The organism is Sphingomonas sp. LH128, assembly GCF_000293195.2.
In the GTDB taxonomy this organism is placed as follows: domain Bacteria; phylum Pseudomonadota; class Alphaproteobacteria; order Sphingomonadales; family Sphingomonadaceae; genus Novosphingobium; species Novosphingobium resinovorum_A.
In genome coordinates this window covers 1-16,508 of record NZ_ALVC01000203.1, presented here as the reverse complement: position 1 = coordinate 16,508, position 16,508 = coordinate 1, and the positions used below count along the sequence as shown (strand labels likewise).

Annotated in this window: 18 protein-coding genes, 1 tRNA gene and 1 pseudogene; 15 read left to right on the top strand and 5 right to left on the bottom strand. The window is 65.9% G+C overall.

The features are described 5' to 3' along the window. Positions 1-270: DoxX family protein (locus LH128_RS34590; protein WP_327195194.1), on the bottom strand; the 270-nt coding region annotated here is incomplete at its 3' end. 156 nt (positions 271-426) lie between these two features. Between LH128_RS34590 and LH128_RS16655 the strand changes: the two genes are divergently transcribed. After that, the gene (locus LH128_RS16655; RefSeq protein WP_008830829.1) at positions 427-1,680 is read left to right on the top strand and encodes an MFS transporter; all 1,254 of its coding nucleotides are present in this window, start codon (positions 427-429) and stop codon (positions 1,678-1,680) included. 53 nt (positions 1,681-1,733) lie between these two features. Here the strand turns inward: LH128_RS16655 and LH128_RS16650 are convergent, their stop codons facing one another. Then, positions 1,734-3,494 carry a fatty acyl-AMP ligase gene (locus LH128_RS16650; RefSeq protein WP_008830828.1) on the bottom strand — a complete coding sequence of 587 codons (1,761 nt, stop codon included), beginning with the start codon at positions 3,492-3,494 and terminating at the stop codon, positions 1,734-1,736. A gap of 150 nt (positions 3,495-3,644) precedes the next feature. Here LH128_RS16650 and LH128_RS16645 point away from each other — a divergent pair, with 150 nt between their 5' ends. The 5 genes and pseudogenes from LH128_RS16645 to LH128_RS32255 all read left to right on the top strand — a co-directional run. Continuing rightward, a complete protein-coding gene (locus tag LH128_RS16645) occupies positions 3,645-4,220 on the top strand; it encodes a regulatory protein RecX (protein ID WP_008830827.1) in 576 nt (191 codons plus the stop codon). Further along, positions 4,221-4,712 (top strand): DUF192 domain-containing protein, encoded by a 492-nt coding sequence (locus LH128_RS16640; protein WP_008830826.1) that lies wholly within the window; start codon positions 4,221-4,223, stop codon positions 4,710-4,712. It abuts the gene before it with no gap. Positions 4,713-4,912: 200 nt separating this feature from the next. After that, on the top strand, positions 4,913-5,659 hold the full coding sequence (locus tag LH128_RS16635; RefSeq protein ID WP_008830825.1) for an SDR family oxidoreductase: 747 nt from the start codon (positions 4,913-4,915) through the stop codon (positions 5,657-5,659). 60 nt (positions 5,660-5,719) lie between these two features. After that, the gene (locus LH128_RS16630; RefSeq protein WP_008830824.1) at positions 5,720-6,127 is read left to right on the top strand and encodes an NADH:ubiquinone oxidoreductase subunit NDUFA12; all 408 of its coding nucleotides are present in this window, start codon (positions 5,720-5,722) and stop codon (positions 6,125-6,127) included. Between the two features lie 124 nt (positions 6,128-6,251). Then, positions 6,252-6,551: pseudogene (locus tag LH128_RS32255) on the top strand (DUF2155 domain-containing protein); the annotation flags it as partial. A gap of 35 nt (positions 6,552-6,586) precedes the next feature. Here LH128_RS32255 and aat read toward each other — a convergent pair. Next, positions 6,587-7,384: a leucyl/phenylalanyl-tRNA--protein transferase gene (gene aat / locus LH128_RS16620; RefSeq protein WP_008830822.1), complete on the bottom strand. Its 798-nt coding sequence runs from the start codon at positions 7,382-7,384 to the stop codon at positions 6,587-6,589. Positions 7,385-7,497: 113 nt separating this feature from the next. Here aat and LH128_RS16615 point away from each other — a divergent pair. The 9 genes from LH128_RS16615 to LH128_RS16575 all read left to right on the top strand — a co-directional run bounded on the left by LH128_RS16615 (position 7,498) and on the right by LH128_RS16575 (position 14,902). Further along, positions 7,498-7,573 (top strand) — tRNA-Trp (locus LH128_RS16615). A 248-nt stretch (positions 7,574-7,821) separates the two neighbouring features. Continuing rightward, complete coding sequence (locus LH128_RS16610; protein WP_008830821.1) at positions 7,822-9,357, top strand: hypothetical protein; 1,536 nt, start codon at positions 7,822-7,824, stop codon at positions 9,355-9,357. Positions 9,358-9,490: 133 nt separating this feature from the next. Continuing rightward, entirely contained in the window at positions 9,491-9,685 is a 195-nt protein-coding gene (gene secE, locus LH128_RS16605) for a preprotein translocase subunit SecE (protein WP_008830820.1), read from the top strand. Between the two features lie 28 nt (positions 9,686-9,713). After that, positions 9,714-10,250, top strand: a complete 537-nt coding sequence (gene nusG / locus LH128_RS16600) for a transcription termination/antitermination protein NusG (protein ID WP_008830819.1) — start codon at positions 9,714-9,716, stop codon at positions 10,248-10,250. A gap of 213 nt (positions 10,251-10,463) precedes the next feature. Further along, positions 10,464-11,393, top strand: coding sequence for an acyltransferase family protein (locus LH128_RS16595; protein WP_008830818.1), 930 nt, complete (start codon positions 10,464-10,466; stop codon positions 11,391-11,393). A gap of 4 nt (positions 11,394-11,397) precedes the next feature. After that, positions 11,398-12,462 carry an acyltransferase family protein gene (locus LH128_RS16590; RefSeq protein ID WP_008830817.1) on the top strand — a complete coding sequence of 355 codons (1,065 nt, stop codon included), beginning with the start codon at positions 11,398-11,400 and terminating at the stop codon, positions 12,460-12,462. 169 nt (positions 12,463-12,631) lie between these two features. Further along, a complete protein-coding gene (gene rplK, locus LH128_RS16585) occupies positions 12,632-13,063 on the top strand; it encodes a 50S ribosomal protein L11 (protein ID WP_008830816.1) in 432 nt (143 codons plus the stop codon). A 4-nt stretch (positions 13,064-13,067) separates the two neighbouring features. Further along, positions 13,068-13,766: a 50S ribosomal protein L1 gene (gene rplA, locus LH128_RS16580; RefSeq protein WP_008830815.1), complete on the top strand. Its 699-nt coding sequence runs from the start codon at positions 13,068-13,070 to the stop codon at positions 13,764-13,766. Positions 13,767-14,053: 287 nt separating this feature from the next. Beyond that, positions 14,054-14,902 (top strand): TauD/TfdA dioxygenase family protein, encoded by an 849-nt coding sequence (locus LH128_RS16575; RefSeq protein ID WP_008830814.1) that lies wholly within the window; start codon positions 14,054-14,056, stop codon positions 14,900-14,902. Positions 14,903-15,084: 182 nt separating this feature from the next. On the opposite strand, the gene LH128_RS16570 is transcribed toward LH128_RS16575, so the two are convergent. Together LH128_RS16570 and LH128_RS16565 are read right to left on the bottom strand one after the other, a co-directional pair. Further along, complete coding sequence (locus LH128_RS16570) at positions 15,085-15,600, bottom strand: hypothetical protein (protein WP_327195192.1); 516 nt, start codon at positions 15,598-15,600, stop codon at positions 15,085-15,087. 31 nt (positions 15,601-15,631) lie between these two features. Next, a complete protein-coding gene (locus LH128_RS16565; RefSeq protein ID WP_008830812.1) occupies positions 15,632-16,393 on the bottom strand; it encodes a competence/damage-inducible protein A in 762 nt (253 codons plus the stop codon). Positions 16,394-16,508: the final 115 nt, after the last annotated feature.

Sequence of the window (16,508 nt, the reverse complement as noted above, 5' to 3'; positions counted from 1 at the left end):
CAGCAGTTCGAACAGCCCGGTGGGAATGGCAAGGCCCGAGGGCAGACCGGCGGCGACGATCATCGTCTCGGTCGCGGATATGTCGGCGAGCTTGCCCGCCCCGGAAAATATGAAGATGAGGGCGATCAAAATCCGCCCGATTATCGCGGCAATCTTCGACACGGCTTTTCTCCCGGCCTGTTTTATGCCGGGAGAAGCGGGTTCGGCCCAATATTGTTCCCTGTCAGATTCTCTGCGGCACCCGCCCCACGCCCCCACCCGGCCTCCCATCAAGTATACTTCCGTGGGAGGCCGGGTGGAGGCGTGGGCCGGTGCCGCTAAGAAAATGCCCTCTTGGGCATTTTCCAAACAGACTCTGAAACGCTATCGCCGCCGCGATTGGAGTTCACGCGCTTTGCCCTAGTCTCTCCGGCGGGAGAGACAATCATGGGCGACGGCAGGGCACTACAGGAATGGAAGCGCGGCTGGCCGGTGGTCGTCGCGGCGATGGCGGGGTTCTCGTTCTTCTCGGTGCTGATCTCGGCGACCGGGCTGTTCATCGAGCCGCTGGAACGGGCTTTCGGATGGGACCGGGCGACGCTGTCGATGGGACCGGCGATCGCGACCGCAGTGACGGCGCTCCTGTCGCCTTTCTACGGTGCGCTGATCGACCGCTTCGGCTCGCGGCGGCTGGGACTGCCGGGGGTCGTCGTGACGATGGCGGGCACTTGCATGTTCGCCTTCGCCAGCGGATCGAAGCTGCAGTGGGTGGTGATGTGGATCGCCTTCGGGCTGATCCTGACCTCCATCAAGTCGACGATCTGGACGACGGCGGTAGCAGGCACGTTCGACAAGGGCAGGGGCCTTGCGCTCGGCCTTGCCGTGACCGGCCCGGCCATCGCGCAGACGCTGGTGCCGCCGCTCGGCAACTTCCTGATCGAGAGTTTCGGCTGGCGCGCCGCCTATGTGTGGTTCGGGCTCGGCTGGGGCGGGGTGACGCTGCTGGTATGCTGGCTGTTCCTGCGCGATGCCCACGATCGGCGGCCGAAAGCGGACGGGGCCGCGCGCGCCGTGCTGCCGGGCCTGCACAAGCGTGAGGCACTGCGAAGCCGGGCCTTGCTTCAGGTGGCGGTGTCGTCCTTCGTGGTGATGGCGATGACCATCGGGCTGGGCATCCACCTTTTTCCGATCCTCACCGAAGCGGGCGTAGCGCGCAGCGAGGCAGCTTGGTTGCTGTCGCTGGGCGGCATAGCGGGCATCGTCGGCAAGCTGGTGACCGGGGCGCTGCTCGACCGGTTCAGGCCGAACTGGACCGGCAGCCTGACGATGGGGGTGACGGCGGTGACGTTCGTGGTGCTGATCCGCTTCCTCGATTCGATGCCCGCGCTGATCGCGGCGCTCGTGATCAACGGCTATGCGGCGGGCTCCAAGACGCAGATCACTGCGTTCCTGACCGCCGGATATGCGGGGATGCGCAATTTCGGGATGATCTACGGCGTCATGTCGGCGCTGGTGGCGCTGGCTTCCGGGCTTGGCCCGTGGATCGCGGGGAAGGTCTACGATACCTCGGGCGGGTACGAGCCGTTCCTCTGGGCGGGTGCGGTTGGCTGCGTTGTGGGCGGGGCGCTGCTGCTGGCGCTGCCGCCGATGCCGAAATGGGATCAGGCAGAGGCTGAGTCCTCCCCGGAACGCAGACAATAAAAAAACGGGGCGCCTTCCGACGCCCCGCCTTCTGTTCCATTGTACCGGAACGATCAGGCCGCCAGCTTGAACGGCTCGATCTCGCCCGAAAGGTACAGCTTCTTGGCCTTTGCGCGGCTGAGCTTGCCCGAGCTGGTGCGCGGCAGGCTCTTGGGCGGCACCAGTTCGACCACGCAGTTCATGCCGGTGATCGAGCGCACCTTGTCACGGATCAGGTCGCGCAGTTCGAGGCGTTTGACCGGATCGGAGACGCGGCAGTGGACGAGCACGGCGGGGGCTTCCTCGCCGTTGTCCGTCTCCACCGAGAACGCCGCGATGTCGCCGTGGTTGAAGCCGGGAAGCTGCTCCACGGCCCACTCGATGTCCTGCGGCCAGTGGTTCTTGCCGTTGATGATGATCATGTCCTTGGCGCGGCCGACGATGAACAGGTAACCGTCCGTCATGTAGCCCATGTCGCCGGTGTCCAGCCATCCGTCGACGAGGCACGCGGCGGTCGCCTCGGGGTCGCGGAAGTAGGAATGCATCACCGACGTGCCGCGGCACCAGACCTTGCCGATCTTGTGGTCGCCCAGCGTGTCGCCGTTTTCGCCGCGGATCACCACTTCCATGTCGCGCACGGCCTTGCCGCAGTTGACGATGGCGCGGTAGCGGGCCGGGCGGTTGAGATCGCGCGGCGCGCCCGAGAGGCGCTCCTCCTCGACCAGTTCGACGCGGATGCCTTCGCCCGGCGGCATGACGGTGACCGCCAGCGTCGCTTCGGCCAGGCCGTAGCTGGGCAGGAAGGCGGATGCCTTGAAGCCCGCATCGGCGAAGGCGTTGACGAAGCTCTGCATCACGTCCGGGCGGATCATGTCCGCGCCGTTACCGGCGATACGCCAGCGCGACAGGTCGAAGCGATCGCTGACGGGGCTCTGGCTGGAGATGCGACGTGCGCAGATGTCGTAGCCGAAGGTCGGCGAATAGGACGCCGAGGTGCCCTTGTTGCGGGTGATGAGGTCCAGCCATGCCAGCGGACGACGCGCGAAATCCTCGGTCTTGAGGTAATCGGCCGAGACCTGGTTGGCGATCAGCGACAGGAAGCAGCCGACGAGGCCCATGTCGTGATACCACGGCAGCCACGAGATGCAGCGGTCGCTGTCCTGGAACTGCATGCCGTGCGCGTGGCTGGCAAGGTTCGACAACAGCGAGCGGTGAGTCACCGCGACGCCGTGCGGGAAGCGGGTGGAGCCCGAGGAATACTGCAGGTAGCAGATATCGTCCGGATCGGCCTTGGGCAGCGCGACTTCGGGCGCATCTTTCGCAGCGAAATCGGCCCAGGTGGCATGGGCACAGCCCTGACGCTCCGCCGCAGCGGCGGTCATCGTGGCGATCTCGTCCGGACCGATCAGCAGGATCGGATCGGAGCTGGAGAGCTGCACGGCCAGCTGGTCGATGTAGTTGTCCTTGCCGCCGAAGCTGGTGGGCAGCGGCAGCGGCACCGGCCAGGCGCCCGCGTAGACTGCGCCGCAGAACAGCGCCGCGAAGTCCACGCCGGTTTCGGCGATGAGGGCGATGCGATCGTCCTTCTTCACGCCGCGCGCGATCAGCGCATAAGCGACCTTGAGCGCGTCTTCACGCAGCTCCGAGAAGGGGTAGACGCGCGTGAGCGTGCCGCGCGGATCGTGGAAATTGAACCCGCGTTTGCCTGTGGCGGCATAGTCCAGGGCGTCGCCGAAGGTGGCGAAATCGGCGAAAATGCGCGGCAGCGCATCCTCGTTGGGGGTGGGGATAAGTGCCTGCCCCGTATTCGGCACCAGTTCGATGGTGTCGGCCATATGATCTAACCCGTTGTAGTTATACCGTTACTCTCGCGAGACCGGCGCTTCTATCCGGCCCAATCTGAACCGGAGGTAGCTGTGTTGCGTCCCAGTACGGTCTCACGCACTCTCCCCAATCCAAGCCGACTGTGGCACGAATAGGGCAGCATGTCGGACAAGCGTCGCAATCCACAGCGTGGACCACACCCACTCGACCCATCCCGTCTGGAGGAACTGGCGCTGGCCTATGTCGCGCGTTTCGCCACGACGCAAGCCAAGTTGCGCGGTTATCTGCAGCGCAAACTGAGGGAGCGGGGCTGGTCGGAAGAGGCCCAGTCGGAAGGAAGGGCGCCCGATGTTGAGGCGCTGGTCGAGCGTTATGCACAGAAGGGCTACGTCGACGATGCCTCGTGGGCGCGGATGAAGGCGGGCAGCCTGCTGCGGCGTGGCTATGGCGCGCGCCGGGTGGGCGAGGCGCTGGGGCAGGCAGGCGTGGACGAAACCCTGCGCGCCGAGGCGCGGCCCGGCATTGCCGAGCAGCGCCGCGCGGCGCTGGTGCTTGCGCGGCGGCGCCGGTTCGGTCCTTTCGCCGTTCAGGTTGCGGAAGACCCCAAGGTGCAAGATCGGCAACTCGCCGCGATGCTGCGCGCCGGGCACCCGCTCGACATCGCGCGCCGGATCGTCGAGAGCGAGGACGCCGACGCGCTCGAGGAATGGTGCGAGTCGGAATTCGGAGACTATTGAATGCGCCTTACCCGCTCCACGCTTGCCGTTTCGCTGCTGCTGGCCTTCGCCGCGTGCTCGCAAGGGGGGCAGGAGGCCACGGCCAAGGCGTCACAGGCACAAGCTGCGGTGCATCCGATTTCCGGGCTGCCGGTCAAGGACCTCAAGGTGAAGTCGGCGAACGGCACCCACGCGTTCCGGGTGGAGATAGCCTCGACGTTCAAGGAGCAGGAGCACGGGTTGATGTTCCGCTCCGAAATGGGCGCGGACGAGGGCATGATCTTCCCCAACAAGCCGCCGCGCCGCTCTGCTTTCTGGATGCGCAACACGGTGATCCCGCTCGACATCATCTTCATCGGCACCGACCACCGCATCCTCAACATCGCGGCGAATGCGGTGCCTTATGATGAGACGCCGCTGCCTTCGGATGGCATCGCTGCGGGCGTGCTGGAACTGAACGGCGGCCGCGCGGCGCAGCTCGGCATCAAGGCGGGCGACAAGGTCAGCTGGTAAAGGGTCAGCTGGTAAGCGGGCGTCATCCCACCTCCTTCGTCATTGCGAGCGTAGCGAAGCAATCCAGGGCAGTTTTGAACCGCCCTGGATTGCTTCGCTACGCTCGCAATGACGGGGATTGAGACGCTGCCCAATATACGAGGTGCCTCCCGCGTCCCGTCTGCCCTAGCTTGCCTCCCGAACGACATGGGGAGAGACGAATGGGTTCGCTGACGGGAAAGACGGCGCTGGTGACCGGCGGTTCGCGCGGGATCGGCCGGGAGGTGGCGCTGAGGCTCGCGGCGGACGGCGCGCGGGTCTGCATCAACTACAACAACAATGCGGCCGCTGCCGAAGAGGTCGTCTCGGCGATCCGCGATGCCGGGGGCGACGCCTTCGCCCTGCAGGCCGACGTCGGTTCGGCCGAGGCCATCGCGGCGATGTTCGCGGCCTTCGATAAAGAGGCGGACGGCCTCGACATCCTCGTCAATAACGCGGGCATCGGCGAGATGGCGACGATCGCCGAGACGGACGAGGCGCTCTACGACGCGATGATGCGGGTGAACGCCAAGGGGCCGTTCTTCGTCACGCAGGCGGCGCTGTCCCGGCTGCGGGACGGTGGGCGGATCGTGAACCTTTCGTCCATGGTGGCGCGTGCGGCTTATGCCTCGTGCGTCGCCTATGCCATGAGCAAGGCGGCGGTGGAGCATTTCACCCGCTCGCTGGGGCAGGAGCTGGGCGCGCGCGGTATCACCGTCAACGCGGTGGCGCCGGGCGCGACGATCACGGATTTCGCGCCCGCGCTGTTCAACGATCCGGCGACGGTGGACTATCTCGCCTCGGTCGCGGCGCTCGGGCGGGTGGGGCAACCGGGCGACGTCGCGCGGGTGATTGGCTTCCTGTGCGGGCCCGATGGCGCATGGGTGACGGGTCAGGTGATCGAGGCGAGCGGCGGGATGCATTTGTAGCACCCGAAGGTGCCTCTTCGCGCTTGCGTTGGGGGGCGCTTCGGGGCTAGTGCGCGGCACATGGGAATCCTGTCCAAGATCTTCACCTGGTGGGACGGCGCCACCATCGGCACCTCGCTCTGGAGCTCGCGCAATGGCGAGCATGTCGGCACCGACGCGCAGGGGAACAAGTACTATCGTTCCAAGAACGCGAAGGTGAAGACCACCGAGGGTTGGGATCGCCGCTGGGTGATCTACGCCGGCGCCAACGACGCCAGCAACGTCCCCGCCGAATGGCACGGCTGGCTGCACCACTCGTACGATGGCGTGCCCGAAAGCCATCTGCCCGCGCCGCGCATCTGGGAAGTGGACTACACCCCCAACGCCACCGGCACCGCGACCGCGTATCGCCCGCAGGGCGCGCTGGAGCGTGGCGGCCGCCGCGCTGCCGCCACCGGCGACTACGAAGCCTGGTCGCCGGAAGCCTGAGGGCTCACGCGTGATTCGCTGGAGGGCTTTGACAGCACTCTCGTTGCTGTCGGTCCTGACGGCCTGCGGTGGTGAGCCTGCGCCCGAGGCGCAGGACACCAGCGTCCCGGATGCCATCGCCGGAATGCAGGCCGGCCCTGCACAAGCCGCGAAAGGCCAGCAGATCGGCACGCCCAACAAGGACCGCGTGGTCACGCTGGGCGTCCTCAACAAGCGCAACAACCTGACGCAGGACCTGGTGATGAAGCCGGGCGAATCGCGCCGCCTCGGCAATCTCGTCGTGAAGGTCGCCACCTGCGAGAAGACGCTGCCCTGGGAAAAGCCGCAGGAAGAGGGCGCCTTCGTCCAGGTCTTCGTCGAACAGCGCCGCACCACCGAGGAAAAGCTGGCCTGGAACAAGGTGTTCTCCGGCTGGCTGTTCAAGAACAACCCCGGTGCCAACGTGGTCGAGCATCCGGTCTACGACGTCTGGGTCAAGAGCTGCGCGATGAGCTTCCCGGGCGAAGAAGCCAGTCCGCAGGACGACGCGTCGCCGAGCAGGGCCTCGAACGCCTCGGGCAGTGAGAGCACTCCGGCCCCTACCGCGTCGCCGAGCGCTTCTCCGACGGCGGCCGATCCCGAGCCGGTCGAGGAACCCGCTGTCGAGCAATAGCCCGACTGGGCTGCCTGCAGCAGCGCCAGATATGTCTTCTGCGGCATCTCCACCGCGCCCAGCGAGGCGAGGTGAGAGGTCATGAACTGGCAGTCGAGCAGGGTGATGCCGCCCCGTCGCAGCGCCGCCACCAGCCAGCACAGCGCGACCTTCGACGAATCGCTGACGCGCGAGAACATCGATTCGCCGCAGAACACCCGGTCGAAGCCGACGCCGTAGAGCCCGCCGACCAGTTCGCCCTCGCGCCAGACCTCGATCGAATGCGCGTGGCCGAGGAAATGCAGGTTCTCGTAGCTGGCCTGGATGCGGTGGCTGATCCAGCTGTCGCCGTCATCGCCGTCGCGCGCCTGTCTGGGCGCCGCGCATTCGTCCATGACTTGCGAGAAGGCGCGGTTGCAGGTCACCTCGAACCGCCCGCGCTTGAGCGTGCGGGCGAGCGAGGAGGATACGCGAAGCCCATCGAGCGGCAGGATCGCGCGCAGGCGCGGTTCGATCCAGAAGATTTCCGGATCGTCGCGCGCGTCGGACATGGGAAATATCCCGCTGCGATAGGCGAGCATCAGGAGTTCAGGCTCGATGATCGGATTTGAGCGGGGCGCGTGCACGAAAGCGTCCTAGCAGATGGGGATAACGAGCGCGAATCGACATATTCGCTCCGCCGGTCCACAATCGCCGCTTGCCATCGCGCAAGTCCTTCATTAGAGGCCCCCGAGCCCGCAGGAGTGTAGCTCAGTTGGTAGAGCATCGGTCTCCAAAACCGAGGGCCGTGGGTTCGAGTCCCTCCACTCCTGCCAGCATCTTCCCAAGATCGCGATAATCCTCCCTTCGGGGAGATCCGGATGCGGGGCGCCGAAGTGTGCCTTGCACGCGGGTGCTTCGACAAGCTCAGCATGAGCGGAAACGGGAAGACGGCTTCTTCATTCCGCTCATGCTGAGCTTGTCGAAGCACCATCGTCGGGTCACGACGTTCAATTGCGGGCCAAGTTGCTTTACGAGAGCCCGTTCGCCGATTCGGGCTACTAGCGGGAAGACACAGTCACACATGCACGCCAGCGCGCATCCTGACGCCGTGGAGGCCGAAGCGGCCACCTCCAACTCCGGCACCGACACTTACAAGCGTACGCGCCACGAAGCCTTGTGGATGGGCATCGTCCTGTCGCTGCTGGCGATGCTCCCGGCGATCGTCGCCTGGGCGCCGCAGATGACCGACTACCCTTCGCACCTGGCCGGGTTCAAGGTCATGCTCGATCACGGGCACGACCCGTTCCTGACGCGCTATTTCCTGTTCAAGTGGGAATGGACCGGCAATCTCGGCGCCGAGCTGCTGATGGTGCCGCTCACGAAGATCATGGGGCTGGAAGCTGCGGGCCGCTTCATCGTCGCGGCCATTCCGTTCCTTACCGGCATGGCGATCATGGCGGTGGAATGGAGCCTCAGGAAGCGCATCGGTGTTGGCGCGATCCTGGCCTTCGCGATGATCTGGTCGCCCTCGTTCCTGATGGGCTTCCTCAACTATTCGCTGTCGATTGCCTTCGCGCTGTTCGTGCTGGCGGGCTGGGTGCGGCTGGAGAACTGGCGCTGGCGCTGGGCGGTGATGATCCCGGCCAGCTTCGTGGTGTGGCTGTGTCACGTCTCGGGCTGGGGCGTGATGGGCGTGCTGATCTTCGGCTATGAATGGTCGAAGCGTGCAAGCTGGCGCGACTGGCGGCCGTTCCTCAGGCCCTGGCCGCTGATCTTCCCGCTGCTGCCGATGCTGCTGGGCGTGGGTTCGAACTCCAAGGTGTCCTACGGGCGCTTCGGCGTGCTCGAATACAAGTGGCAGATCCTCTACCGCGCGATGCGCAGCTACGACATGACCTTCGACATCGCCAGCCTGTGCGTGGTGGTGGCGGTGATCGTGGCGGCGCTGGCGATCCGCCGCTTCGACGGGCGCGTCGGCTGGGCGGCGCTGATCCTGCTGATCCTGACGCTGGTGGTGCCGCGCCAGATCTTCGGTGGCGACTATGCCGACTATCGCCTGAGCACCGCCGCGCTGCTGGTCGCGTGCCTCGCGATCGACTGGCCGGTGCCGCGCTGGGGCCTTGCGCTTGCGGGGCTGCTGTTCACGGCCCGCATCGCCGTCACCACGGTGGTCTGGTACGAGGATGCGCAGACCGCGCGCCAGCTCGTCACCGCGCTCGACTACGTTCCCGAAGGCTCGCGCGTGGCGACGGCGATCGCGATTCCCCGCCGCCAGTGGTTCTTCGGCCCGTTCGAGCACTTCGGCAGTTACGCCGTGGTTCGCCGCAGTTCGATGGAGAATTCCAACTTCGCGCTGCCCGACGTTCACATGCTGTCGATGCGCGAGACGCGTTACCGTTTCAACGATCCGACGCAGCGTATTCTCTACAGCGACAGCCAGCGGATCGACTTGCGCAAGTTCAAGCCCGCGCGCCATGCCGACTACCTCTGGTACATCGGCACGAAGGCCCCGGTGGCGATCCCGGACGGGGCGCGGATCGTCTTCGCGACGCCCAACTCGTTCCTTGCGCGCCTGCCGGACTCGGTGGACCTTGCAAATCCGGACAGTGGAAGCTAAATCCCCGTTTCCTCCCGACAGGCGGACTTCATCAGCCCCTCCCGGCCTCGGCCGGGGCGGCGATGGCCCCTAGGCGGAAGAATCGCAGAATTTTCCGTGACCAAAGCGGCATAGCTAAGAGAGCGACGTTAAGATGGCCAAGATCACCCCCGGCGAATTCATGCGCCAGGTTCAGGCGGAAACGCGCAAGATCCACTGGCCTTCGCGCCAGGAGACGGTCACGACCGCGATCTTCGTCGGCCTGATGACGGTGCTGCTGGCGGTGTTCTTCCTGGGCATCGACGCGCTGTTCGGCTGGGTCGTCAGCGCTCTGCTGAATGCCCTTTGATCGCCAGAATACAGGACTGAGAGAACACATGGCCCGCTGGTACATCATCCACGCCTACTCCGGCTTCGAGAGCAAGGTTAAGGAAGCCATCATCACCGAGGCCGAGCGCATCGGTCTGTCGCAGCTCGTCGAGGACGTGCAGGTTCCTTCCGAAACCGTCACCGAAGTGAAGCGCGGCAAGAAGGTCCAGACCGAGCGCAAGACGATGCCCGGCTACGTCCTCGCCAAGCTGACGCTGAACGACGACGTCTACCACCTCATCAAGAACACCCCGAAGGTCACCGGCTTCCTGGGTGCCAACAACAAGCCGCAGGCGATCAGCGAGAGCGAGGCCTCGCGCTACTTCGGCGCCGCCGAAGCCGCTGCCGCCGCGCCGCGCAAGACCGTCTCGATCGATTACGAGATCGGCGATTCGGTCAAGGTGCTCGACGGCCCGTTCGCGAGCTTCAACGGCATCGTCGAGGAACTCGACTTCGAGAAGAGCCGCGTCAAGGTGGCGGTCTCGATCTTCGGCCGCGCCACCCCGGTGGAGCTGGAATTCGAGCACGTCGAACTCAGCAAGTAAGGCGCGGGCGGGGGGCTCCCCGGATCCTTCGACACGCTCGCAGATGAGCGGTGTTGGGGGAAGGGGCGCTCTCAGTCCCGCTCATGCTGAGCGTGTCGAAGCACCATGGCCCTCGGTGGCCGGTGCAGGATAACGCAGACGCCCCGCCCGAGTGCGGGGCGTTTCGCGTTTCGGGAAACGGCGAATTAACCACTCCGGGTGCATGGATGCCCCATGCACAGGGGGCGCCTCGACGGACTGGATGGCTTGCGCGGGATCGCCGCGCTGTGCGTGTTCCTCTCGCACGTCTTCCCCGATTATCGGACCAGCGCCTATCTCGCGGTCGATTTCTTCTTCATGCTCAGCGGCTATGTCATGGCCCGCAGCTACGAGGCTCGGCTCGGCTCGGGCGGTGGGCGCGCCTTCATGCTGGCGCGCATCCGCCGCCTGTGCCCGACGATCCTGCTGGCCGGCCTTTTCGCGCTGCCCTGGCTGCTGAGCCAGCCGGACACGAGCGCGACTTTCGTGCTGGTCTGCCTTGCGCTGCCCTTGCTCATCAACTTCCCGGCGTGGTCGATCGGCGCGGAGCTTTTCGCCAACCTCGTCCACGCGCTCGGCCTAGCGCGGCTCGGTACGCCGCGGCTGGCGCTGCTCGGCACGGTGTCGTTCGCGGCACTGGTGGTTACCGCCTGGGGGCATGGCCTCGATTTCGTGCCCGGCCGGGCGGTCTGGTGGGCGATCGGCCTGCGCGCACTGGTGCCCTACATCGCGGGCATTGTCCTCCATCGCCTGTGGCGGGACCAGCCGCCTTTGGCGCCCAGTGCTTCGCTCACTTTCGCGGCGATGCCCGTCGCCCTTGCGCTCGCCACCCTGTTTCCGGCCACGCGCGGCTGGGCAGACCTGGCGTTCATGGCGCTGATCTGCCCGCTGCTGATCGCCGGAGGGCTGCGTCACGGGCAGAGGAGCCGCCTCGCGCAAGCGGCAGGCGCTTATTCGTTCCCGCTCTACGCCGCGCATGCCCCTGCGATTCTGACGGTGCAGGCATTCGGCCTCGACTGGCCGTGGCGCCTTGCCGCCGGGCTCGCGGCGGGCGCGCTCGTCATGATCGTGATGGAGCGCATGCACACTCACTCGACCGGCGCACCGGTTCTGAAAGCTGCGTGAAGACATGACCACGGAACCCGTCCCAGCGAAATCCGGCACGCGGCTTACGGCGCTCGACGGCTTGCGGGGCATCGCCGCTGCCGGGGTCGCGTTCCTCTACCACCCGCTGCTGGAACTGGACCCGGCGGTCATGGCCAAGGCGCCCGCGCCGATCGTCTGGCTGCGCGACTGGGGCTGGAGCTTCGTCGATCTGTTCTTCCTGATCTCGGGCTTCATCTTCGCCCATGTCTATTTGCGTGAGCGGCGGCTCGACCGCGCGGGCCTTGCGGACTTCGCGGTCGCGCGCATCGCCCGGCTCTATCCGCTGCATCTGCTGACTTTCGCGATCTGCGTCGTGCTGTTCCTCGGCGCGCCGGAGAACACCTGGTATGCCTTCTTCGCGCACCTGTTCATGATGCAGGCTTTCGTCGAGCCGCTGGGCCACACCTTCAACGGGCCGAGCTGGTCGATCTCGGTCGAGCTGGCCTGCTACACCCTGTTTGCGCTGGGTGCGGTCAGCGGCGAGCGGACGCTGCGCTGGGTAACGGCGGCGGCGATCCTTGTGCCGGTCGGCTATCTCGTATTCTTCGCCAGCGCAGGCGGCCCGTGGATCGCCGACTGCATTCCGCGCGGCCCCTTGGGCTTCTTCCTCGGGCAAGTGCTGTGGCGCTGCCGGGAGCGGATCGCGTGCGTTCCCGCTATTGTGCTGGTCGCGCTCATGGCGACGGGCCTGCTGCTCGAAATGGGCCGCTTTTCGCCCTTACTGCCGCTGTGCCTGCTCGCATGGCCCGCCGCGCTGTGCCTGTCGCTGCGCATTCCGGCATTGGCGAGCCGTCCGCTGCTGTGGCTTGGGGATCGCAGCTATTCGATCTACCTCGTCCACTTCCCGCTGCTTCTCGTCTGCATCCCCACGATCGAGAGCACCACCAGCGGCTTGACGGCGAGCGCCATGCTGCTGGCCTTCGCAGCCGTGGTGCTGGTGCTTGGCGACTTGGCCTATCGCCGCCTCGAAGTGCCTTCGCGCCGCGCGATTCGCGGGCTATGGCAGCGCCGCCGCAAAGTTGTGGCGCAAGGCGCGGTTGCCGCCTGAAACGGGCTCTTTCCTTTCCTGCGCTTTTCCTATAGGGGCGCCCCCTTCGGACATGGCCTTGCCGTGCCCGATTCCCTGCGGGAGGGGCGCTGATCACACGGCGCCCCGCCAAAACCGCTAGACATGAGCCTCGGGAAACCGGGGCGACAGTGTGAAAAGGAGCGGCCCCATGGCCAAGAAGATTACCGGTTACATCAAGCTGCAGGTTCCTGCAGGCAAGGCCAACCCGTCGCCGCCGATCGGTCCGGCTCTGGGTCAGCGCGGTGTGAACATCATGGAATTCTGCAAGGCGTTCAATGCCGCCACGCAGGAACTCGAGAACGGCATGCCGATCCCGACCATCATCACCGTTTACGCCGACCGCAGCTTCACCTTCGTCACGAAGACGCCGCCTGCCACCTTCCTCATCAAGAAGGCCGCCGGTCTGAAGTCGGGCTCGAAGGAGCCGGGCAAGATTTCCGCCGGTAAGATCGCGCGTTCGAAGCTGTCCGAGATCGCCCAGGTCAAGATGGCCGACCTCAATGCCAACGACATCGAGGCCGCAACGAAGATCATCGAAGGTTCCGCTCGCGCGATGGGCCTCGAAGTGGTGGAGGGCTGAGCCCATGAAGCAGACCAAGAACCAGAAGGCTCTCGCAGCCAAGCTCGGCGACAACATGAAGCTCTACGGCGTTGACGAAGCGCTGCAGACCCTGCGTGACGTCAAGGCCACCAAGTTCGACGAGACCATCGAAGTCGCGATGAACCTGGGCGTCGATCCCCGCCACGCCGACCAGATGGTCCGCGGCATGGTTTCGCTGCCCGCAGGCACCGGCAAGACCGTTCGCGTCGCCGTGTTCGCCAAGGGTGACAAGGCTGCCGAGGCTCTCGCCGCCGGTGCCGACAAGGTTGGCGCCGAAGACCTCATGGAAGACATGCAGGCCGGCAACCTCGACTACGACCGCGTCATCGCCACCCCGGACATGATGGGCGTCGTCGGCCGTCTCGGTAAGCTGCTGGGCCCCAAGGGCCTGATGCCGAACCCGAAGCTGGGCACCGTCACCCCGAACGTGACGCAGGCCGTGAAGGACGCCAAGGGCGGCCAGATCGAGTTCCGCGTCGAGAAGCAGGGCATCATCCACGCCGGCATCGGCAAGATGTCGTTCTCGGATGCCGACCTGAAGACCAACTTCTCGGCTTTCGTGGACGCCATCGTCAAGGCGAAGCCCTCGGGCGCCAAGGGCAAGTACGTCCGCAAGATCTCGCTCTCGTCCTCGATGGGCCCGGGCCTCAAGATCGACACCACCGAGATCGCCGGCGCCTGATTTCAGCGCTGACGTAAACGGACTTGAAGGGCCGGGAGGGAAACCTCCCGGCCCTTTTCGTTTGTGTCCCATTGGCGGGCTCGGTCGCGACCCTTCGACAAGCTCAGGGTGAGCGGGGTTCGTGATATGTCGCGTTAGCCCCATGCCCCCGTTCCCCACGCCCGCTCAGGCTGAGCTTGTCGAAGCCCGCCCCGGCGGTGTGTTCTCCGCCCCGTTTACGCTCGCCGCGATCGGGTGTATTGGCGTGCTGTACATATGTTCAGCATAACGCCGGGAGAGACGGCCAGATGGCTATCCGTTTCGAAGACATCAAGGAATTCATCGGTTCGCGCGTGCTCTGGGACGACCGCGCCGACTTGTTCACGCCCGAGGCGGCCGCAGCGATTCGCGCCAAGGTGGAGGAGCGCACCGTTGTGGTGTTCCCGCAGGCGAACCTAACCGACCAGGAGCAACTCGCCATCACCGAGGCGATGGGCGAGAAGATCCGCCTGACCGCGCGCAACAACGTGCAGAACAACGACCAGGACGTCTACCAGGTCACGCTGGACGAGAAGATCAACCCGCAGCCCGAATACGTGCTGGGCACTTTCTTCTGGCACATGGACGGCATCACCGTGGACATGCCGCCGCCCTTCGCGACGCTGCTGTCCTGCCGCATCGCGCCCGACAAGGGCGGCGAGACCGAGTTCGCCAGCACGTATGCCGCTTACGAGGGCCTTCCCGAAGAGGAGAAGCAGGCGCTCGAGGGCCTGAAGGCGGTGCATTCGGTGCGCGCCAGCCTCTCGCCGATCGCCGACGCCATCCCGGAAAAGCATCGCGAGAAGGTGCTCGGCATCGGCCTGATCAAGGAGCATCCGCTGGTGTGGACGCACGAATCGGGGCGCAAGTCGATGGTCATCGGCACCACGGCGGACCACATCGTCGGCATGGAAGTCCCGGCGGGCCGCGCCATGCTGATCCGCCTGCAGGAATGGGCCGCGCAGCCCGCGTTCTCGCTGCGCCACAAGTGGACCAAGGGCGACTTCGTGATCTGGGACAACACCGGCGCGATGCACCGGGCGATCCCCTACGACAAATCGACCGGGCGCATGATGCACCGCACCTCGATCGCCGGGACCGAGGCGGTCGCGGCGTAACGTTACGTCGTCCCGGACTTGATCCGGGACCGCTGGCGGTGAACGGCTCCATAGAGCCGCGTGGGATGCGGGGGCTTCGACAAGCTCAGCCTGAGCGGGATTGATAGGGCATTACACTAACTCCGCTCACCCTGAGCTTGTCGAAGGGTCGCAGCTGAGCTTGTCGAAGCCCCCGCCGACGATCAGCGCAGGTTGGCCGCCGTGTAGCACTCGACAAGGTAAGCCAGCGGGCGTCCGTCGGGCAGGACCAGCATTGCCTGATGCGTCGAGATCGTGTCCGCCGGGCAATTCTCCGCCGGTCCCGCCACCGTCGCGAGCGGACGCCGTTTGAACCCGAGCGGGGCGACGACTTTGCCGAACGGCGTATTCGTCACGCGCAGAGCTTCGTTCATCGCGGGCGTCAGCCGTGCCGGGACGTACCAGTTCCACGCGACCGAAAGCACCGCGCCGCCGCAACTCAGGCGCACATTGCGCAAGGCGAAAGTCTCGCCGTCCGCAAGCCTGAGATGCTCGCGCATCGCTGCGGGAGGAGCCTCGCCGCCGGTGGCCAGCGTCTGCGCGGTGATCCGCGGATCGGTGACGCCGCGCATGCCGCACCACTCCTCCAGCGCCAGGGTTGCGCTGTCGTGGCGGCGCAGGACCGTCTCGAACTGTTCCAGCGTGGCGGCGGGCATCGCAGGCGAAGTCGCGGAAGCCATCACGGCCATGATCGCAGCAGGCGCCGCAAGCTCAAATGCCACCGGGGACCGCCGGGCGGCCCATCGCCGCCAGTCCTTCGACGAGCGCGCGGGTGCAGGCGGAGAGATCCTCGGCGCTGACCGAACGGATCACGAAATTCGCGCCGGTGCGCCCTTCGCCCCAGAACGGGTAGGAGCCGATCTGGCAGGTCTCGAACGTCTTTTCGGTTTCGCGCAGCAGTTCGGCCACTTCGCTTTCGCCCACCCAGCACCCGACCGTCTCGGACAGCAACGGCGCGCCGCCCTCAAGCTGGCCGGAAAGTGCGTCGAGCATGCCTGCGGTGATGCTGGGCACGCCGGCCATGATGAACACGTTGCCGCAGCGGATGCCCGGTGCCCCGGTGTAGCGATTGGGGATCAAGCTGGCACCGTCCGGCGTGCGCGCCATGCGCAGGCGTGCCTCGGTGAGGCCGCCGCGCGTTGTGTAGTATTCTTCCAGGATCGCGCGGGCTTCGGGATGGACGATGACCGGCACGCCCAGCGCCTCGGCGATGGCGTCCACGGTGATGTCGTCATGCGTGGGGCCGATGCCGCCGGTGGTGAAGCAGTAGTCGTTGCGCGCGCGCAGGGTGTTCACCGCCTCGACGATGGACGGCGTCTCGTCGGCGACGACGCGCACTTCCTTCAGGCGGATACCCTGGATCTGCAGCCAGGTGGCGACCTGGGCGATGTTCTTGTCGTGCGTGCGGCCCGAGAGGATTTCGTCGCCGATGACGACGAGGGCGGCGGTGAAGATTCGCTGCTGGGAAGCCATGGCGGTATCGCTAGGGCAAATGGGCGCGCGGGGCTAGGGGGCTCGCAAATCTGCTCGCGGGTGCAAAAAGAAAGGGCCGGTCCGAAGACCAGCCCTGTAGAAGTTTTGGGAGAGG